The sequence below is a fragment of the Streptomyces diastaticus subsp. diastaticus genome (assembly GCF_011170125.1).
Lineage (GTDB): Bacteria > Actinomycetota > Actinomycetes > Streptomycetales > Streptomycetaceae > Streptomyces > Streptomyces diastaticus.
In genome coordinates, this window is record NZ_BLLN01000005.1 from 110,618 (window position 1) to 129,248 (window position 18,631).

Genomic DNA, 18,631 nt, shown 5'->3' on the forward strand with positions numbered 1-18,631 from the left:
TTCCCGGAAGGTACGGGTTCTCATGTACGAAGGCCAGACGGTGCGTGCGCCGAGGATGTACCCGGTGGAGTCGCGCGAGTGTGCGGTACGGATGTACCGGGGCTCTGTGGTCACGCGGGGAGCGTGAGTGCAGCGGTGTGGTGTCGGCGTTCGTTTCGTCCGGACCGAGGTGGCCATTCGCGGAGTTCCGACGGCTGGTGGTAGATCAGCCAGACATCTCCGGTACTCAGCGGCAGGCGCCGATGCCGCCGTAGCCGCCCTCTGTCCCGGGACGCAGAACGCTCCAGCGGATCAGTAGTTCCCTGTCCGGCCGGTGTAGACGAGGACGCTGGCGTCGTACCAGCCGTACGCGTAGCTGGTCACCCCGCTGTCTCCGACCATCTTCGTGTGGCAGGTCCCCCCGTTGGTCGGAACGGTGCACTTGTAGGAGCGGCCGTCGCTGTTCCGAATGATCTTCGTGTGCGGGGCGGTGGCGTTGTTGACGTCGTAGTTGCCTTTCGACATCCGCGACCAGATCGCCTCGCACGACGGCGAGTACCGGAGCTCCACTACTCGGTACTTGCTGCCGGACGGAAGCGAGAAGCTGTCGACCGTCCGGGCATCCCCCTGGCAGTAGGCGGCGGGGTCCTTGCCGTCACAACCGGTGTGCCAGCAGCCGCCCATCGGGCCGGCGGGCACCGCCTGCGCGGTCGGTGCGAGCACCACCGTGCCCGCCGCCATGGCCAGTGCCCCCGCTGCGGCGGCGAATCTCCGTCTCATGTGTCCCCCCGTGTGAATCTCGCGGCCTGATCGCCCCGGGACGTTCCTGCTTCGGTTCCCTTGACTCCCCCGCTGTAGACCTCGGTTGCAGGCATTGGGCCGGTTCAGGGCCCATGGGTGACCGCATTTCTCCCTTGGGCCGGACCTACCCTCCGGCCTTGCCTCCTGGAGCTCGCGCACCGGTGGCGGGGGGAACCTCAGCGCAGGAGGGCGAGCGGGGCAGCCCGGACGCGCAGGTCGCCGACGGCGGCACGAGCCGGTGGCGACGGCCAGGACAGGGAACCCGGCCAAGCGGATACCGCCCGCCGGTGCACGAAGCACGAGGGTTCCGAGATTCCTGAACGCTGGCAGGCCGGACCCTGCGCGTCAGTTGACAGCCGCGGCGGTCCCGCACGCGGGTTCCGGCGAAGCTGCCGGAACCCGCTTTTCCGAGCGTTCGCGGTGCTGCCGACCCAACTGGCTAACCGGCAGGCCAATGCGGGTTCGGCGTGCCGTCATCGCTCATGTGCGCCCGTCGCCAGACAGCGAGGCCCGCTGCCGCGCCGAGTACGCGGCACCGGCCGCAGCGCGCCGTCTGGCCGCTGTGACCCAGCGCCCACCGGCCTGTTGGCCAGACTCCGGCGCCGCCTGTGTGTCTGCGAGCGGCTCCGCCTGAGGCAGATCAGCAACCGTGCAGTTCAGCGCCGTGCAGATCTTGTCGAGGTCGTCGAGGCGGACTGTGATCGGGGCACCACCCCACAACGCGGCGACCTTGCTGAGCGAGGGGTTGAACCCCACTTGTCGGAAGGCCGCCAGCGTCGGTAGGCCGCCACAGGTCACGCTGGGCCGCCACCATCCGCAGATTCCACTTCGCCGCGGGTTCTCCCAGTCCATCACCGCTCCTTGCGCAGCCTGCGCGCTCACAGCCAAGTTCGCCACCTCCGGATCGGCGTGCGCGGTCGGCATGTGCCGAAGTGTCGTAGTGGCCCAGTCGTGCCCGAGGACCTTCTGCACCTCCCACCACGTCATCCCGCGCTCGGGACGTGCAACTTGGAACCCGTCTTGCCGCGGTCCACGAGGCTCGGACCGGCGACTTCGCTCCCTTCTAGGCCCTGCCGTGGGCGGAGTCGAGGGCCGCCGGGACAGGTCGAGCAGGCCGGCGTCGTCGAGACGGTGCAGGATCTCCTCGTGGAGTCGGGACCAGACGCCGGCTTCGGACCAGATCAGGAACCTGCGGTGGGCTGTCGACTTCGATATCCCGAAGCAAGGCGGCAGTGCCGCAAGGCGCGTCCGTTGACCAGGACGTAGATGATCGCGGCGAACCGCGTCTCATCGGGCGTGTCCCGCGTCCCGCCACCCTGCGGCCGCACCTTCGGCGGCGGGATCAGCGGCTCCGCGATCTCCACAGTCCGTCCGGAACAATGGAACTCCACGTGCCCCGCCCCATGACCGACTCACCACAGAGGACACGACTTACGCGGACCCTGCCGTGGCTGGTCGGTCAGTGGGGCACGGGGTCGGCTACACCTCGTTGAAGCCACGCGAGGCGTCGTAGATGTCGGCCTTGATGACGACCACGAAGAAGCGCGTCACGACGTAGTGGATCATCAAGCGGTCTTCCCAGATTTCGCGGGTCGCGGTGTCGTTCATGTAGGCGAGGAAACTGCCGGCGCCTTCAGGATCGGCTGCGACCCTGCCGACGAGACGCTGGAACTTCTCCCGGTCTGCAGGCGGTATGTAGTCCCGGAAACGCACCACCTGCTCGGTGAACTGCACGCGCTTCTTCATCGCGGCAGATCCTATGGGCGCGGCAGAGGCCCCTTGCCCCCGGAGGCCCGGCGTCGTTCCGTGCCGGGCATGGGGCGTCCGGCTCTCGGTTCCGCAGAAGACCGGCGGCCTGGCCGCCCGGGAAAGCCGTGGTGCCCCGGGGGAACGAGCCTCGGGGCACCACGGGAACGGTCAGACGCCGAACGGGGCCGGGTACTGGATGGTGCCCGCCGGGACAGGGCGAGTGTCATCCAGAGCCATCGCCATCATGGCTTCGTCAGGTACGTCGAACGGGGCTCGGATGCCGAAGCGGGAGGCCGGTGTGAAGCCGAACCGAGGGTAGTACTCGGGGTGGCCCAGGACGACGACGAGGTTCTCTCCCATGGCCTGGGCGGCGGACAAGGCGGTGCGGATGGCCGCGGAGCCGGCTCCGGCGCGCTGGGCCGAGGGCAGTACCGCGCACGGTGCCAGGGCGAGGGCAGGTTGACCGCCGACGTGGCAGCGTGTGAGCAGCGCGTACCCGACCGGGGTGCTGTCAGGGGCGGTGGTGACCATCGACAGGCCGTCGATCCACGCCTGGGGGTCGGCGCGCAGGGCGTCCACGATGTCGGTCTCGGCGGCGGTGGGAAAGGCCGCGAGGAGGATGGCACGGACAGCGGGGATGTCGTCAGCGGTTTCGGGACGGGCGGTCCAGGAGGTCATGGTTCCGTTCTCAGCGGTGGGGTGAGGGTGGGGGCGGAGGATGTAGGCGGCATAGCGGTAGTCACTGCCGTGTTCCCGTCGCGTGTCGATCTCCGCGCGGTGCGCGGCCAGGGCCTCCGGCATGCCGGGCCGCCGTGGGTCCACTCGTGCCAGGCGCTGGGTGAGCGGCGTGTAGTACTCGTCCCACCAGTCGTTTTCCGGCAGCGGCCAGTGCGCGTGGACGCCGTAGCCGGCGGCTCGCGCGGCGTCGGTGTTCGCGGCACGGGTGCGCAGTGGGTAGACAGAGTCCCAGTAGGCACTCACCGCGGCGGCGGGGTCGGGCGCGGTCCACTCGATCTCGGTGACGACGAGGACGCCGCCCGGGGCGAGCAGGCGACGCCAGGCCCTGAGGGCGTTGTCAAAACCGATGGAGTACACGGAGCCCTCGGCCCAGATCAGGTCGAAGCTGTGATCGGGGACGGCCAGCCGGTCCATCGAGCAGTTGACGACCGCGACCTGGTCTCCCAGGCCCCGGCGGGCCGCCTCGGCGGCGAGGCCGTCCAGGAAGGGCTGGTGCAAGTCGACGGCGGTCACGTGCGCACCGGCCTCTTCCGCCAGGAGCAGGGCTGAGCGACCGGGACCGCAGCCCGCGTCCAGCACGCGCGGATGCTCCGGCAGTGGCCCGGCCATTTCGAGCAGGCGCCGTGTGGTGGCATCCGAGCCGGGGCCCTGCCGGGGCAGATCCTGGTGCAGGGCGAAGAACGCCTCCGTCACGGCGTCGGTCGTGCCGGTGTCGTTCACAGCTGGCGCTCCCGGAACTGGTAGGTGGCACGCAGGTGCCGCGTGATGTCCTTCCTGGCGGCCTCGCGGTCGCTGCGCAACCGGGCGTCGGTACGGGAGGCCGCGTAGGCGTTCTCCCTCAGCAGTTGGCGGTAGCTGTCCAGGCGGCGCTGGGTGATCTCGCCTGCCTCGACGGCAGCCAGTACCGCGCAGCCGGGTTCCTCCGCGTGCGCGCAGTCCGTGAACCGGCAGTCCCGTGCGAGGTGTTCGATCTCGGCGAAGGTCTGCTCCAGCCCGTCCTGGGCGTCGTGCAGGCCGATCGCCCGCAGACCGGGGGTGTCCAGCAGGACCCCGCCACCGGGCAGAGGAATCAGCTCCCGCCACGCAGTGGTGTGCCGCCCCTTGTGATCCACGTCGCGCACAGCCGTGGTCGCCAACCGGTCCTCGCCCAACAACTGGTTGCCCAGCGTGGACTTACCGGCGCCCGAAGGTCCCAGCAGCACGACGGTGCCGTTCAGGACGGCCGTCAGGGTGTCGAGGCCCAGCCCGCTCACGGCGCTGGTGACCAGGACATCGACGCCTCGTGCCACCTCGGACACTTCGGTTGCGGCGCGTTGGGTGTCGGCACACCGGTCGGCCTTGGTGAGCACCACGACCGGCTGGGCACCGCTCTCCCAGGCCAGGGCCAGCATACGTTCGGTCCTGCCGTGCTTCAGCGGCGTGTCCAGCGAGACCGTCACCGCGACCGTGTCGATGTTGGCGGCCAGGACCTGGCCCCGGGAGGTACGCGAAGCGGTGGACCGGATCAGGGCGGTGCGTCGCTCCAGTAGCGCGTGCAGCACCGGTCCGTGATGGGGGGTGGCGGGGCGGAGGGCGGCCCAGTCGCCCGTGCACGGCGCCACATTCGCCTGGCCGGCGGCATCGGGGATCTCCGCACGGACAATCCCGGCGTCGGTGACCGCCTCACACGAGCCGCGCTCGGCTCGCACGACACGGGCCGGGATCAAACCGGCGGCACGATGAGGGGTGAAGGTGTGCTCGCTCGCCTCGTCCCAGCCGTAATCCGTCAGGGAGTACGGCTGAGCATGGTCGAAAGTAGATTGATGCAACGTAGAGACCCTTGAACAGGGGCCCCGTCGAGCGCAAGGCTCAACCCCTTGCGAGTCGTCGGACTCAGGGAGATGAACGCCAGGTCAGGCCGGGGCCAGGGACGTGAGGATGGTCCGGCGTGCGCTGCGCACGGCAGCGGCCTTCACGGCAGACATCGACTCACCTCCCTCTTCCGGTCTCGCAGCTGACCTGACGGTCTCTTCTGCGTGGAGGATAACACGTGTAATCGCGAACGTCGGGCACAGCAAGGAGCGAAGGGTGCACGCCTGCCCCGTCCACGTCTCGTGCGCAGCGGCTTCCCCCTCACGACCCAGGACGGGTACCGGGTGTCGGCACCGGGAGTCTCCGCGCTCAGCGATGAGGACTGCACCCGGTTGCCCCCGCGACGGAGGCGATCCGGCTGCCCCGGACCGGACCGGGGTGGTCCCGGGCCCGGCCCGGACACGTCTTGGCTGACAAGGGCCACAGCTCGAAGGCGATCCGCATCTGGCTTCGCCGCAAGGGGCATCGCCCACACGATGCCCGAGCGGGCCGATCAGATCCGCGACCGGTCCCGGCGAGGCAGCAGCGGAGGCGCCGCCCGCCGGCCTTCGACCGCAAGAGCTACAAACGACGCAACGTCGTGCGACGGTGCTTCGACCGCCTGAGGCAGTGGCGCGGCATCGCCACCCGTACGACAAGACCGCCGAGTCCTACGAGGCAGCCGTCGCCCTCGCGTCACTCCTGATGCGGGCGTGGCAATTGACAACAGAACCCAGGGCAGCATCGGGGTGCTCCTGGCGAAAGGCCCTGCCCATGCCGCACGTGTCGGAGGTTGAGGTGTACCCCGCGATTCGGCGTGACCACGGCGGCGGCATGAAGAGGCCGGCTGACCTCCGCCCGCCGCACCTCGACAGTGCCGCCTTCGACCAGCGCCCTCGAAGGCACACGCTCAGCCGAGGTCAGCTGCTCGTTTCGCTGTGAAGTCCGTACGCCATCGGTCGATCAGCGGGGGCAGCTCGCGCAGTATGAACGCATAGAAGTCCTCCATCTCCGCCAGTCGCCGCCCAGCCGGGGTGGATGGGCCTCCGGCCGCTGCGAGTCCCTGCTCGGCGACTTCGCCCATGGTGGCCAGTAGCTGGTTCTGCTGCGACATGAGCTTTGCCCAGGCACCATCCGGGAAACGGTAGTGGTCGCGGCGGCTGCCCGGCGCCGGGACCCGCTCCAACAGGCCACTCAGGGTGAGCTGCTTCACGGCGCCGGACACCGCACCGGAGCTGATCTGCAGCTCCTCGCGCAGGTCGGCGGCGGTCGTTGTTTCCCGCTGGCTGAACAGCAGGGAGGCCATCACCCGCGCGGTGGTCTTCTGCATCCCGCCTTGCGCGAGGATCAGCGCCAGCTTCTCTGCCGCGTCCCGCAGCTGCTTGTCGTGGCCCATGCCTACACCTTAACCGAGAACTCCCCACACTCAGAGTCTTCAAAGATCTCTGAACACTGCCTATGCTCGAGGCTGCGGACGCGACTGAGCATCGCGTCCGATGAGCGCCGAATGCGTCGAGCAGAAGGGCCCACCCACCCGTGACTCGCAAGAACGCCGCAGCCACCGTCCACGGAATGTCCGACGAAACCTGGAAGAGGCACGCCAATCCGTGGAGCGTGTGGACTCGCCTCGCCGCCATCCCGGCCTTCGAGCTGGCCGTGTGGAGCCGGCAATGGCTCGGCTGGTGGTGCCTGGCCGCCGTCCTCATCGTCGTTGTCTGGCTCTGGCTCAACGTGCACCTGTTCCAGCCGGTGGAGCCCACCAGCTGGGCCGCAAAGGGCATCTACGGTGAACAGCTCCACGTCGACGGCAAGGTTCCAGCCGAGCACAAGACGACCCTCAACTGGCTGATCGCATCCGGCCTGGTCGGCTTCGCGCTGATCGCCTGGGGACTGACCGCCTTGACCATCTGGCCGCTCGCCCTGGGCACCGTCGTGGCCGTGCTCGCCCAGCTATGGCGGATCGACCGCTACGGCCTGCTGTTCCAACAGCACCTGCACGAGCAGTCCCGGGGTGACACGGCGTGAAGCACCCCCAGCCTTCAGGCGGCGCCCCATCCCCACACTGCTGCGATTTCTCGCGAACATCCATGAGGCCCCAGGCCACAAGCCGCTGCCCGAACCGGTGGACGAACGCTGCTGTTTGAATCGGACGTAGCCTGTCGGCGCCCGCGACGTCGCCAGCTCCTGGTGCGCGCCCCCGACACCACTGCCATCGCCGGCACGGGCGCGCCGCCTCCAGCGCCATGCCGGTCCTCATCTGCAACAGCCGCCCCGGGCCCGGTAGAAGCTCCGCGCAGGAGTCCCCTTGAGCGCCGCCGCTGCACGCGAGGCACGTTTTTGCGGTGGCGGAAGGGTTCGATCCGCCGGACAGGCCCTCGACGTGGCGTTCTGTGCCGCAGCAGTCGTCGCGCTCGACATCTGTACGATCACCGCCGCCAGGTAGCAGACCTCCCTGACGCAGTTCCGGTACAGGGCGCCCGACCAGGGCGGCCAGTTCTGCCCCAGAGACCCCTCACCGGCCCTGAACTGCGGCATTACGAAAGAAACACACTCGCTGATCCCGAACCCGGCGGCGATCTTCGCGAGGGTGGCGTGTTCGCACAGGTACACCAATGCCACCATCGCGCGCTGTGACGGACGGAGCTTGCAGCGCCGGTCGCCCTCACGGGTGACGATCAACATGGGTGACCCAGTCCACGAGTGCATGCGGCAGGACGAGTGCGGCAGGATGCATGACCGACGAGGCCCCCGAGCAACGTGATGGAAACGTCAGACATCTCGATCAACAGCCCGGGGGCCTCGCTCGTTGCGCTTCACGGCCCGTCACCCGATCGGTGGCCAACTCGAAGAACTCAGTGATGCTGATCCCTGGTGATGCGGTCCAGGGAGGTAACCATCAAGGCCTCCCACTCGTACCAGAGCGGGTCCTTCATCCACCGGCCCAGCTTCGGCCGCTCGTCCAGGTTCACCGCACCCGAGACGGTCGAGTCCTCGACTTCGCCTGCTACCGCGTACCGACCTGCTTCTGTGGCAGCGTCCAGCTCCTCGCCTTGGCGGGCAAGAGCAGAGCTGTCCTCGGTGTCGCGGCTGATACGCCGCACCTTGAGGGCCCGCATACCGGGCAAGAGTCGCACATTGGACATAGGTTCACCTTCTGTCACATCTGCCTTGGGCGCCAACTTTGGTGATCTTGTTTCCCCAGGACTGGGAGGCCAACCACGCGATCCAGGCCCGGCCCGCGGAACACCGGGTGTCCTGGCGGCCGTAATCCGGAGATCATCTCCCCAATGACAACCGGCCGTTCAGAAGTGCCCGAGGCCGTTCATGCCGGTTCGGGAGGATGCGGGTTCCCGATGGGCGAGGGGTGACGTTCTCCGTAGCGCCGTCGGGCCCAGGCCCCACCGGAGCGGCCGGAGCGGCGCTCGGACCCGGTGAGCCCGTCCGGCTCCGGGGCGATGGAAGCGGGCGGCGGCGCGGGGCGGCGGGTGGCCCGATGCCGCCGGGCGTCATCGCGCCACCGCCCGGCTCTTGAAGAACTCGTTCCGGGGCGCGGCTCCGGTGGCCCGGCGCACGGTGCGGGCACCATCCCTCCAGGTCACAGCCCCGCACCGTACGGAATGCGGGACTCCGTCACCGATATCAGCACGCCAACTCCCCCTTGAACACCGGTTGGTGCGAACATTTCCCTCTCCCGGACGCCGACCCCTTTGATATCGTCAACCTCGTTGACGATCATTAGGGGATTCGGGGGGTCTCCAGCATGTCTTCCGGGCTGCCGTACCGATGTACCGCCGATCCGCTTGCGGATCTACCCACTTCCGGCATCGAAACAATCCGGCCTCGCACCGGGCGGTGCGCATGACCGGCACACCGGCCGACCGGGACACGACGGCCGTCGCCGACTGGATCGCCGCGCAACTCTGCGCCGAACTGCCCCTACCCGCTGAGCAGTTGAACCGGCAAGCGACCTTCTTCTCGCTCGGCCTCACCTCGCAGGCAGCCGTGGCGATGGTCAGCCGTCTGGCGGTGCGCCTCGGCCGTGACGTCCCCGCCGCCACGCTGTGGGCCTCCCCGACGGTGAACGGGTTCGCCCGCCGCGGTGGTCTCCGCGGAGGACGGCGCCGACGTGCCGGAGGGCCGACGGACCGCCGAGACGCGGCCGGGTGAGCCCCTGGCGATCGTGTCGATGGCGGCACGGCTTCCGGGCGCCGACTCCGTCGCGCAGCTGTGGGAGCTGGTCCTCGCCGGCAAGGACGCGTTCGGCCCGCCCCCGGAGGGGCGGTTCCCGGACGCCCGGGAGGCGATGCCGGACGCGGGCTATCTCAGTCGCGCTCGGCGGGAACTCCCTGCTCGGTGTGCAGTTGGTGTCCCGGATCAGGGCCGCCCTGGGAACGACGCTCCCGCTGTCGGTGCTGTTCACCCACTCCACGGTCGCCGCCATGGCCGGGGCGGTCCGCGACGGGCGGGCGCAGCGCACGACGCTGGTGCCGATCCGCTCCGAAGGGACCGGCCCCACCTCGTACTGGATCCACCCGGTGGGCGGCGACGTCGTCTGCTACCGCGGCCTGGCGCAGCTCCTCGGCATGCCGGTGACCGGCGTCCAGGTCCCCGACGGCCTGGGCTCCTCGTTCGGTCTCGACGAGCTCGCGGATCTGTACGCCGACGCGATCGCCGACGACGCCACGGGCCCGGAGGTACGGATCGCCGGCTGGTCGATGGGCGGGGTCCTCGCGCTGGAGGTCGCCGAGCGGCTGGCGGAACGCGGCTTCGCCGTGGCACCGGTCGTCGCGCTCGACCTGATGGAGCACCCCGACGAGGACCACGGCGAGGTGTCCCACGCCGAGCTGCTGGCCTGGTTCGCCCGGGACGTCGCGCACATCGCCGACGCCCCCGACCCGCTGGCCGGGCACGACCTGGCGGCGGAGGAGGACCCGGCCGCCGTACTGACCGAGCGGCTGCGCCTCGGCGGGCTGCTCGGGCCGGACACCGACGACGAGACGATCGGCGCGCTGTTGGCCCGCTTCACCGCCAACTCCCGTGCCCTGTCGGGCCATCGGCCCGGCACCTACCGTGTTCCCGCGGTACTGGTCCGCGCCGCCGACGGGGCGTCCCAGGACGTGACGTCGGCGTGGGCCGCGGCCACCTCAAGGACCTGGTCGCCGTCCACACCCTCGGCGGTGACCACTACTCCGTGCTCCAGCCCGACCGTATCGAGAGGTTCGCCTCGGTGGTGCGCGCGAGCTGGGACGCAGAAGACCACTGAGCGACAACCCCGTCGCTCGCTTCACACCCCTCAGAAAAGGAAGTCATCATGTCTTTCACCCGTCACGACGCCGCCTCGGCCCCCGAGCAGTCCCGCCCGATCGTCGAGAACACCGCCAAGGGTTTCGGGTTCCTGCCCGCGCCGGTGGCGCTGATGGCCGAGTCGCCGGAGCTGCTGGAAGCCTTCATGACCGGCAACGGGCTGTTCAACAAGACGAGCCTGAGCCAGATGGAGCGTGAGGTCTTCGTCCTCACCATGGCCGCCAAGGTGGAGTGCCACTACTGCGTGGCCATGCACTCCTCCATGCTGACCCGCTCGAAGGCGGAGCCGGCCCTCATTGAGGCGCTGCGCGCCCGCAAGCCCCTGGACGACGCGAAGCTGGAGGCGATGCGTGTCTTCACCCTCGCCGTCATGGAGGGCCAGGGGTACGTGGAGCCGGAGACGATGGAGGCGTTCCTCTCCGCCGGCTACACCCGCCGCAACGCGCTGGAGGTCGTCCTCGGCCTGGGCGTCTACACCATCTCGACATACGCGAACCGTATGACCGAGGCCCCGCTCGACGAGCCCTTCAAGGCCTTCGAGTGGCACTCGGAGCACTGAGTCTCCGGACACTGAGGTGCGCGCGGCGTGACCCGCGCGCACCGACCAGAGGTAGGAACCAAGGGGGAGAAATCAACCGATGAAGATATCCGCAAGCCGTGTGCGCTGGTCGCTGGTGGGCCTCGCGTTCGGTGTCACCACGGTGATCGGGCTCGCACCGATGGTCTCGGCGACGAACGCCTCGGACTCCGCGGCGGTAGCGGCGGAGTCCGACCTTCCGGCGCTCAAGCTGTTCAACCAGGTCTCCCTGGGCGACGGTTTCGTCCAGACCCTGTACGCCACCGACGCCTCGAACCGTCCGAAGGTCCTGGCGGTCAGGATCGACGCGGCGGCCGTGAACACACTGCCGACGACGCCGACCCATGACGGCCAGACCTGTTTCGACAAGGACGGCGACGGCATCAACCTGGAGACGGACTGCGCGAGCGGCCACGAGCGGAACCTGTGGTTCCCCAAGCTCCCGGGGCTTCCGTTCAAGTGGCTGATGTTCAACTGGCAGCGCAACGGCCACGGCCCGACCCATGTCTTCGACAAGCCGCACTTCGACTTCCACTTCTTCATCCAGGATTTCACGGAGCGGAACAAGATCCGGACCGGGCCGTGCAACCTCGTCATCAACTGCGATGACGAGGCCACCGCGATGAAGCCGGTCCCGGCGCAGTTCATGCCTGCGGGCTGGGGCATGCCGGGCGCCGTCGGCCGCATGGGCAACCACATCGTGAACCCCAACGCGGCTCCGGCCAACGGGGATCCGTTCACCCAGGCGTTCGCCTACGGCGTCTACGACGGCCACGTCACCTACTGGGAGCCGGTCGTCAACAAGGACTGGGTCGTCGCGACCAAGCCCACCAAGGTGTGCCAGCCGATCACCCAGGCGCCGGAGGTGGAGCTGTCCGGCTACTACCCGACCCAGATGTGCACCCGCTACAACTCCGCCGGTGACGTCACGTTCACCATGGAGAACTTCGTGCAGCGCACGGCCCCCAGCGGGTCCTGACCTCCGATGCGTCCCCGTCGGATCCCGGCCCGCGCACCAGCACCCTGACGCCGGGCCCCTCGCACCGTGCCCGTGCGGCTCACCGACCGTGAGCCGCACGGGCACCACGCTTTCCCACCGCTTCCCGCGGGCCCGGCCGTCGCGGGGACGCGACGGTCAGGACCCCAGCCAGCCCATGACCCGCTCGATCCCGCCGGGCCGGGCGACCCGGGCCAGCGTGTCCTCGACCAGGGTCATCTCGGGCCCGCCCACGGTCTCGGCCCACTCCTCGCGCAACTCGTTGAGGATCTCGCCGGACAGCATGAGCGCCTCCATCCCGCGTTCCGTGAGGACGACGTCGACCTGGCGCTGGTCCCTGGCGTTCGGGGTCCGCCGGACATACCCCAGCTGCTCCAGCCCTCCGACCGTCTTGTGAGCAGCCTGCTTGGACACCCCCAGCCGCCGCCCGAGGTCGGAGATGCTCCCGCCCTGCCTGATCATTTGCATGGCGAACCCATGGGCCGGCCGCAGATCGGGGTGCCCGGCCTCGGCGAGGCGTACATGCAGCTCGTCGATCAGCGTGCGGAAAGCCTGGAGAAGAAGAAAGGGAAGCGCATTCCCGGGGCGGTGCGAAGACATAAGAGGACCCGTATATACGTGCGATCACTTTATTTAAAGTAAAACTGTATCAGCTCCTGGAAGCCTGATACGCAACCCCGCCCGGAACGATCACAGAATCTCGCCCCCGGGGTTCCATCCGGCCGACCGATATCGAACTTCGGCCACGATCGGTACGCTCTGGCGCTCGCAGATCCGGATGATCCGGTGGGTGCGGGCAGCGGTCAGGTCGTGGGTGCGGCCCGGCAGGGCGGGCGAGAGCCACAGCAGCCGGCCGCCGGGATCGGTGACGACCTGCACGTTCACACCGTGGCGCCGACGCTTGTGGGAGTAGTCGGCCCGGCCGTCGCCGACCCGGTCGCATTCGGCGAGGGTGCCGTCGAGCAGGACGAAGTCGGGTTCGTGGTCGCGCAGCGCCTTCAGCAGGCCCGGTGCACGGGTGGCGAGCAGGTCGAGGACCCCGCTGGTGCAGGCGTGGGCGGTGCACTCGCTGATCCCGAACCCGGCGGCGATCTTCGCGAGGGTGGCGTGTTCGCGCAGGTACACCAGTGCCACCATCGCGCGCTGGGACGGACGGAGCTTGCAGCGCCGGTCGCCCTCACGGGTGCCGATCAGCATGGTGACCCACTCCACGAGTGCGTGCGGCAGGTCGAGTGCGGCAGGGTGTGTGACCGACGAGGCCCCCGAGCAACGTGATGGAGACGTCAGACATCTCGATCAACACCCCGGGGGCCCTCGCTCGTTGCACTTCACGGCCCGACACCCGATCGGTGGCCAACTCGAGGAAGCTCAGTCGCTGGAGGCGGCGCGGGATGCGGAGTGGGCTTGGGGGGGGGCATAGCGGAGCGACGCGGCCCGCATTCCATGCCGGGAGTGCGGGCCACATTTCTGTCAGTGGCGCAGCACGGTCAGAAGAAGAAGTTGCGCATTTTATATTTCCATGCGTCCAGCCGGCTGCATTCCGGGAACTTCACGGTGGGCCGCGTCCATTCACTGTCCAGGTGCTTCTTTGCCATCTCCTCCAGATTGGTACTCACATTCGATTCCCAGTCCTTCGGGATCGCCCGGCACGTCAGATATTCGAAGATCGGATCGCCTGCGGTGAGGCCCACGCCGTAGGATTCAACGGTGCCGGCGAGTCGAACCACATGCCCTTTTTTCGCCTCTTCCCCCTCTCCGGTTCGATAGTCGTTCATCTGATTGAGGCCTGCGAGGATGATTTCATCCGTAATGACGACATGGACATTCTCATCATTCCAGCATTGCTGATACGAGGCCTTCGTCGTATGGTCGACATCCTCCTTCTTCAAGTAGTCCTCCGACGTCGACCCGACGGCGGTGCAGATTCGGTCCCGGTCGTACTCCCGGATGTCGTCGATCCCTTCCACCGAGGCAACGCCCTCTTCCGTTCCCCAGACCAGCGCGGACAGGCTTGTCTTGAAATAGGGGCCGACGAAACTAAGCGGTACGCTGGCGTGTTTCCTGGCCTTCGTTGCCTGGGAACCGTCCATGGTCCAGGTTGCCAGGACGAAGTCCACTTCTCCGCTCTGCAGCAGTCGGTCGCGGTCCTTCGTTTCCACGGCCCGGAACTTCACCTTGTGACGGGGGAATCCAAGGCCAGCCGCGATGTTGTATGCCAAGTCGATTTCGAAGCCCTGCCATTGTCCAGGTGTTGTTTCGCTGGCGAGGCCTGGCTGATCCGCCTTGACCCCGACCTTGATGGTGCCCTTGCCGTGGATCTGGCGGATCTGAGGTGAGTCCTCGGGCGAGACGGAGAACACGGAGTATCCCCCCAGAAGCAGGGCCAGGGCAGCCGCCGCAAGCCCCACGAGGCGGACGGCCTTCCGTTGCATCAACGGGATCGGCTTGCCGTCCGGGATGTTCGCGGTCCGCCGGGGAACTGCGGCAGCCTTTGAGGTGGCAGACGTGCGCGACGGCGGCGGCGTTCCCGTGCCGCTGGTCTCGGCGAGTGGCCGTTGCTGCGCGGGAACAGGCGGCAGGGGAGCGTCACCGGAAGGAGCGTAGGCGGCGTTCTTGATGAACGGGGCGCGGTCCAGGTGGTCGCGGCTCTGCTTCGACGGCTGGGGCCTGTTGCTGAGTGTGAGCTCTTTGCTCAGTCGGCGGAAGATGCTGTCGAGATCAAGGTAGCGAGGCAGGCCCGGGACCCCGTTGCGCAATACAGTCAGTAACGCGCCTGTGAACGCGGTGAATTCCTCGCCAGGCGGTGACACCGCGGTGGCGGTCTCGCTCGCCGCGGCGAGGACGTAGGTTCCCGCCACCTCAAAGAGGGCGGAGTCGGACTGCGACCCGAAGGCGCGGGCGGCGTAGCAACAGTCGAGGATGACGATGCGCCGCTCGGCGCGGCTCTTCTCGACGTGTTCCTTGACCCAGGCGTACGGGACCGCGGTGTCGTGCACGGACTCCCGCTCGCTGCTTCGCACCGCCAGGTGAAAGTGTCCGGACCAGTCGATGAGTCCGTGGCCTGCGTAGTACACCAGCAGGGTGTCGGTGGCCTCCTTGGCGGCCTCCTCCACGGCCCGCGAGAGATCGCGGGGCGATGCCGGGTCACGAAGGACTGTGCAGTTCGCGACGGGAAGGTTCCAGGCGGCGGTGATGAGATCGGCCAGGTCCTCGACGTTGCGGCGCGTCGCCGGCAACTGGTGGAGTTCGTTGAACCGTCCGGCGCCGATCAGCACGATGCGGGTCCCGGACGGGTCGGGCAGGCCCGTGCCGGCGAGGGGGCTTGTCGATTCGCTGCCGTCGGGAGCCGGAGGCTGCTGCGTGGAGGTCATCCTTCGAAGAGGTGTCGGATCATCGCCTCGGTCTCCTCTCCAGAAGCATCACCGGGAATCTCGATCTGCTCTCCCGCCACCCGCACGATGACGGTTTCGGGCGGGCTGGGGCGGCTGGCTCGCCAGGAAGCTATGGACACGGCCAGCGAGGCGGCACTGAATCCGCTGCTGACCAGCAGCGTGATCAGATCCAGCAGATCTCCCTGCAGTCCGGGGATCGCCGGCCGTGCCGATCCTGGTGCGACTTGCGCATGACGGCGCACGGCCGAGTCCGCCTCGAGCCACCGGCCCAACGAGCGGAGTGCGTCCTCGGCTCCGCCGCCACTGCACTGAACGACGATCTCCAAAATGGCCCCCGTTTCATGTCAGGGCGCCAAGTATAGGTAGGACGCACGGAGTTGGCGGGGCATGACCGGATCGGCCCCGGCGCCGAGACCTGGGGGCGGTTCAGCAGCTCGGCTGGGACGTCCTGGTGGACTGCGGACGCATCGTGTTGGACGACGGCTGCCTGCACCCTGTCCTCACGCCGGCGCCACTGCTGCGTCAGGCGGAGCTGGTCCTGCTCGTCGTACGGATGACGGAGGAGGCGCACTCGCTGGCGCATCCGTTGCTCCAGACGCTGCGCGCGGGAGGTGGGAACCAGGTGGGCGTATTGCGGCAGGCGGCGAGGGTGGTCCGCAGAGGGCGTGTGTCGGCGGGGCTCGACCGGGAACGCATCGCCGATGCGGCCGTCGCACTGGCCGACCGCGACGGCCTGGAGGTCTTCGGCGTACGGCGGCTCGCCCAGGAACTGGGGGTCGACCCGATGTCGATCCATCACCATGTCAAAGGCAAAGCGGCGCTGCTCGACGCGATGTCCGAGGCGGTGCTCGCCGAGGTGGCGACCGTCCCGGACGGCGACGGCCCCTCCGATTGGGAGGAAGTGGCCCGCCGGACGGCGCACGAGTACCGGGCCATGGCCTACCGGCACCCGAGGATCTTCCCGCTGCTGGTGACACGGGCCCAGACCTCACCCGTGGCCGTCTCCGCGCTGGAGAGACCGGCCGCCGCCATGCGGGCGGCCGGCCTGCCCGACCGGACGGTCGCGGACGCGCCTCTGGTGCTGTTCGGCTTCCTCGACGGGCACCTGCTGGCGCGCACCATCGAGGAGCCCGGTGCGATGCCCGCCTTCGACGCCACCGCCTACCCGGCCATGGCCGCCCTCGCCCCCGCTCATAACCGACTTCGGTTCCCTGGCGGAGTTCGACCGGATGCTCGACACCGTGCTGGACGGAATCGGCGATCCGCTCCGAATCGACGCCCAGTTCGGCGGCGTGCTCGGCAGCCCAGACCAGGACGGCGTACGCACCCGTCGTCCTCCTCGACGAGGTGGCCTCCGCACTGGACACGCGCAACGAGGCGGCGGTGCACGAGGGCATCGAGCGGCTGACAGGGGGCCGGACGGTGATCATGGTCGCCCACCGGATGCGGACGGCCGGCGCGCGCACCGGGTCGCCTTCCTGGACCGCGGCAGGATCGTCGAGCACGGAAGCCACGACGAACTCCTGCGGCAGGGCGGCCGGTACGACCGGTTCTGGGCCCTCGCCATGTCCCCCGGCCCGACCCCCGGGTAGGGCTTTCGCTGATGGTCCTGCCCCGGTCGGCGCAGGAGGCGATTGCGCACCACAGGGCACTGTCCGCGCCAGAACACCTGTGCACGGGGGGCGATTTCAGCCCCCATCCGGCTGGGGCCGACCGCCGGGGCGACGACTGGACGGAACATCCGTGCACGTTTCTTCCCGCGCTGTCGATGCCGGACGGGAACGTCAGGAACCACCCGAGCAGCTCCCTCATTCGGTCGTCATCACAGGCACCGGAACGGGACGGGAACCGTTGGCCAGCGACTCCGCGCCGGCCACGCCGACCAGTGACGCGGCCACGGCGGGCCGCACCGGTACCAGGGGTGACCCGCCTCGCTCCATCGTGGCCCGGAAGGCGCGCAGGACCCGTACGGTGCCCTCTGCTCCGCGTGCTACGGGTTTCCCGGCGAGGACGAGCGGCACGGGGGTGCGTTCCTCCTCACGGGCGTGGCCGTCCGGGGTCGCCCAGCCCTCCGTGCGGACGCGGACCGACCAGGACCGTTCGCCTGCGGCCCGGACGGACTCGGCCAACGCCTTGGTACCGCGGACCGAGAGCCAGCTCCAGTGGCTGTCGGGTTCCCCCTGGAGGAACCCGTGCCGGGTGAGGGCCATCGCCCCGGTGGACAGCCGTACCGTCATGACGACCGCGGCGCGGGGGTCCTTCTTGTCCACCGAGAACGCCGACACCTCCACCGGCCACGCGTCCGTGAGAGCCAGTACCGGTGAGAGGGTATGGGTGCAGTACGCCGTGGGAGCGATGCGTCCCCGCCAGTGGGCCGGGTCGCCGATCAGGCCCACGACATCCGCCGGGGACATGCCGTGCAGGTAGTCCGCTTCGATCAGACTGACCCGGCCCAGCTCCCCCGCCTTGATCGCCTGCCGGATGAGCCGGACGTGCGGATGAGCCACGTAGTTCTCGGCCAAGGAGTAGGTCGCTGAAGACCTGTCCGCCGCCGCGATGAGCCGCTCCCCTTCCGCGGCGTCCACGCACGCCGCCGATTCGGACAGCACATGGACTCCGCGGTCCAGGAACGCGATGGCCAACGGCGCGTGCTCATCGAAGTCGTTGGCGAGGACGACCCCGTCAAGACGGTGCTCCAGCAAATCCTCCCACCGTTCCGCCAGCACCACGCCGGGTAGCTGGGCACGTGCTGCGGCGCGGCGTTCAGCGTCACGGTCACACGCCGCCACGACCTCCAAGCCCACCTTGCGGCACCAGTCCGCCAGGTGTAGCCCCATCCCGAGTCCGATCACCCCTGTCCGCATACGGGCATCATCCTTTGCCCGCCCTTCCCTCACAGCTGGTTTTCCGCGCCGCAAGCGTGAGCAGACAAGAGCGGCCGGCCGGGTCGCCCGTCCCGACACCGGCGGAAGGACAGCAAGCCGGTCTGACGAACGGGGACTCCCAACGCCTTGGGAGAGCGACGCGCCCCTTTGCCGGCGCCGGAACCCACTGAGCCTGTTCAACCTGAGTCTGCACCGGTCAGGTGGAGGGCGAGGACCGCCCGGACGAGGCTGACGACGCGGATGGTCGAGCACCGGAGCCACCGGGCGCACCACCTCGACGACCGTTCGCGCGAGTGCGGTTCCCAACCCGCGGCAGTGGTCTTCCCGGGTGATGTGCACGTCGCACAGCCCGCCCGAGGGTCGCACCGTCCGTGATGAG

The 18,631-nt window shown here is 68.9% G+C and carries 16 protein-coding genes and 5 pseudogenes; 7 read left to right on the forward strand and 14 right to left on the reverse strand.

Going from position 1 to position 18,631, the window contains the following annotated elements:
• Positions 1–291: 291 nt before the first annotated feature.
• The 7 genes and pseudogenes from Sdia_RS18315 to Sdia_RS18355 form a co-directional block, all read right to left on the reverse strand.
• A complete protein-coding gene (locus Sdia_RS18315) occupies positions 292–759 on the reverse strand; it encodes a DUF2690 domain-containing protein (protein WP_100458374.1) in 468 nt (155 codons plus the stop codon).
• A gap of 494 nt (positions 760–1,253) precedes the next feature.
• Positions 1,254–1,594: pseudogene (locus tag Sdia_RS18320) on the reverse strand (helix-turn-helix domain-containing protein).
• A 178-nt stretch (positions 1,595–1,772) separates the two neighbouring features.
• Positions 1,773–2,185 (reverse strand): annotated as a pseudogene (locus Sdia_RS18330) (transposase); the annotation flags it as partial.
• 74 nt (positions 2,186–2,259) lie between these two features.
• Positions 2,260–2,526, reverse strand: coding sequence for a hypothetical protein (locus Sdia_RS18335; RefSeq protein ID WP_229831357.1), 267 nt, complete (start codon positions 2,524–2,526; stop codon positions 2,260–2,262).
• Positions 2,527–2,697: 171 nt separating this feature from the next.
• Complete coding sequence (locus tag Sdia_RS18340) at positions 2,698–3,987, reverse strand: bifunctional class I SAM-dependent methyltransferase/N-acetyltransferase (protein ID WP_229831355.1); 1,290 nt, start codon at positions 3,985–3,987, stop codon at positions 2,698–2,700.
• Positions 3,984–5,075, reverse strand: a complete 1,092-nt coding sequence (gene rsgA, locus Sdia_RS18345; RefSeq protein WP_229831353.1) for a ribosome small subunit-dependent GTPase A — start codon at positions 5,073–5,075, stop codon at positions 3,984–3,986. Before rsgA ends, Sdia_RS18340 begins: the two co-directional genes overlap by 4 nt.
• 932 nt (positions 5,076–6,007) lie before the next feature.
• Entirely contained in the window at positions 6,008–6,493 is a 486-nt protein-coding gene (locus Sdia_RS18355) for a GbsR/MarR family transcriptional regulator (protein ID WP_189500276.1), read from the reverse strand.
• Between the two features lie 140 nt (positions 6,494–6,633).
• Between Sdia_RS18355 and Sdia_RS18360 the strand changes: the two genes are divergently transcribed.
• The gene (locus Sdia_RS18360) at positions 6,634–7,122 is read left to right on the forward strand and encodes a DUF6653 family protein (RefSeq protein WP_100458379.1); all 489 of its coding nucleotides are present in this window, start codon (positions 6,634–6,636) and stop codon (positions 7,120–7,122) included.
• A 525-nt stretch (positions 7,123–7,647) separates the two neighbouring features.
• Here the strand turns inward: Sdia_RS18360 and Sdia_RS18365 are convergent.
• Both Sdia_RS18365 and Sdia_RS18370 read right to left on the reverse strand, forming a co-directional pair.
• Positions 7,648–7,831, reverse strand: a pseudogene (locus tag Sdia_RS18365) (helix-turn-helix domain-containing protein); the annotation flags it as partial.
• A gap of 118 nt (positions 7,832–7,949) precedes the next feature.
• A complete protein-coding gene (locus Sdia_RS18370; RefSeq protein WP_189500274.1) occupies positions 7,950–8,240 on the reverse strand; it encodes a recombinase family protein in 291 nt (96 codons plus the stop codon).
• Between the two features lie 715 nt (positions 8,241–8,955).
• Here Sdia_RS18370 and Sdia_RS18380 point away from each other — a divergent pair.
• The 5 genes and pseudogenes from Sdia_RS18380 to Sdia_RS18400 all read left to right on the forward strand — a co-directional run bounded on the left by Sdia_RS18380 (position 8,956) and on the right by Sdia_RS18400 (position 11,957).
• Positions 8,956–9,264, forward strand: a complete 309-nt coding sequence (locus Sdia_RS18380) for an acyl carrier protein (RefSeq protein ID WP_189500272.1) — start codon at positions 8,956–8,958, stop codon at positions 9,262–9,264.
• A pseudogene (locus Sdia_RS30785) lies at positions 9,224–9,394 on the forward strand (beta-ketoacyl synthase N-terminal-like domain-containing protein); the annotation flags it as partial. The gene Sdia_RS18380 and the pseudogene Sdia_RS30785, both read left to right, overlap by 41 nt.
• 22 nt (positions 9,395–9,416) lie before the next feature.
• Entirely contained in the window at positions 9,417–10,514 is a 1,098-nt protein-coding gene (locus Sdia_RS18390) for a thioesterase domain-containing protein (protein WP_371874303.1), read from the forward strand.
• Positions 10,409–10,960, forward strand: coding sequence for a carboxymuconolactone decarboxylase family protein (locus tag Sdia_RS18395; RefSeq protein ID WP_189500270.1), 552 nt, complete (start codon positions 10,409–10,411; stop codon positions 10,958–10,960). The genes Sdia_RS18390 and Sdia_RS18395 overlap by 106 nt, the downstream gene beginning before the upstream one ends.
• A 79-nt stretch (positions 10,961–11,039) precedes the next feature.
• On the forward strand, positions 11,040–11,957 hold the full coding sequence (locus Sdia_RS18400) for a hypothetical protein (protein ID WP_189500269.1): 918 nt from the start codon (positions 11,040–11,042) through the stop codon (positions 11,955–11,957).
• Between the two features lie 156 nt (positions 11,958–12,113).
• Here Sdia_RS18400 and Sdia_RS18405 read toward each other — a convergent pair whose 3' ends face one another.
• The 4 genes and pseudogenes from Sdia_RS18405 to Sdia_RS18420 form a co-directional block, all read right to left on the reverse strand.
• On the reverse strand, positions 12,114–12,443 hold the full coding sequence (locus Sdia_RS18405; protein WP_229831333.1) for a MarR family winged helix-turn-helix transcriptional regulator: 330 nt from the start codon (positions 12,441–12,443) through the stop codon (positions 12,114–12,116).
• 249 nt (positions 12,444–12,692) lie between these two features.
• Positions 12,693–13,172, reverse strand: a pseudogene (locus Sdia_RS18410) (transposase); the annotation flags it as partial.
• 290 nt (positions 13,173–13,462) lie between these two features.
• Positions 13,463–15,346 (reverse strand): caspase, EACC1-associated type, encoded by a 1,884-nt coding sequence (locus Sdia_RS18415; protein ID WP_189500267.1) that lies wholly within the window; start codon positions 15,344–15,346, stop codon positions 13,463–13,465.
• The gene (locus tag Sdia_RS18420) at positions 15,343–15,693 is read right to left on the reverse strand and encodes an effector-associated constant component EACC1 (RefSeq protein WP_189500266.1); all 351 of its coding nucleotides are present in this window, start codon (positions 15,691–15,693) and stop codon (positions 15,343–15,345) included. Before Sdia_RS18420 ends, Sdia_RS18415 begins: the two co-directional genes overlap by 4 nt.
• Before the next feature lie 143 nt (positions 15,694–15,836).
• Here Sdia_RS18420 and Sdia_RS18425 point away from each other — a divergent pair, with 143 nt between their 5' ends.
• Positions 15,837–16,775 (forward strand): TetR/AcrR family transcriptional regulator, encoded by a 939-nt coding sequence (locus tag Sdia_RS18425; RefSeq protein WP_223123495.1) that lies wholly within the window; start codon positions 15,837–15,839, stop codon positions 16,773–16,775.
• Positions 16,776–17,175: 400 nt separating this feature from the next.
• Here the strand turns inward: Sdia_RS18425 and Sdia_RS18430 are convergent, their stop codons facing one another.
• Entirely contained in the window at positions 17,176–18,231 is a 1,056-nt protein-coding gene (locus tag Sdia_RS18430) for a Gfo/Idh/MocA family protein (protein ID WP_189500265.1), read from the reverse strand.
• Positions 18,232–18,631: the final 400 nt, after the last annotated feature.

Coding starts and splice junctions, on each gene's coding strand:
- Sdia_RS18315 (WP_100458374.1), bottom strand. CDS start 759: ATGAGACGGAGATTCGCCGCCGCAGCGGGGGCACTGGCCATGGCGGCG.
- Sdia_RS18335 (WP_229831357.1), bottom strand. CDS start 2,526: ATGAAGAAGCGCGTGCAGTTCACCGAGCAGGTGGTGCGTTTCCGGGAC.
- Sdia_RS18355 (WP_189500276.1), bottom strand. CDS start 6,493: ATGGGCCACGACAAGCAGCTGCGGGACGCGGCAGAGAAGCTGGCGCTG.
- Sdia_RS18370 (WP_189500274.1), bottom strand. CDS start 8,240: ATGTCCAATGTGCGACTCTTGCCCGGTATGCGGGCCCTCAAGGTGCGG.
- Sdia_RS18380 (WP_189500272.1), top strand. CDS start 8,956: ATGACCGGCACACCGGCCGACCGGGACACGACGGCCGTCGCCGACTGG.
- Sdia_RS18395 (WP_189500270.1), top strand. CDS start 10,409: ATGTCTTTCACCCGTCACGACGCCGCCTCGGCCCCCGAGCAGTCCCGC.
- Sdia_RS18400 (WP_189500269.1), top strand. CDS start 11,040: ATGAAGATATCCGCAAGCCGTGTGCGCTGGTCGCTGGTGGGCCTCGCG.
- Sdia_RS18405 (WP_229831333.1), bottom strand. CDS start 12,443: ATGCAAATGATCAGGCAGGGCGGGAGCATCTCCGACCTCGGGCGGCGG.
- Sdia_RS18415 (WP_189500267.1), bottom strand. CDS start 15,346: ATGACCTCCACGCAGCAGCCTCCGGCTCCCGACGGCAGCGAATCGACA.
- Sdia_RS18430 (WP_189500265.1), bottom strand. CDS start 18,231: ATGCGGACAGGGGTGATCGGACTCGGGATGGGGCTACACCTGGCGGAC.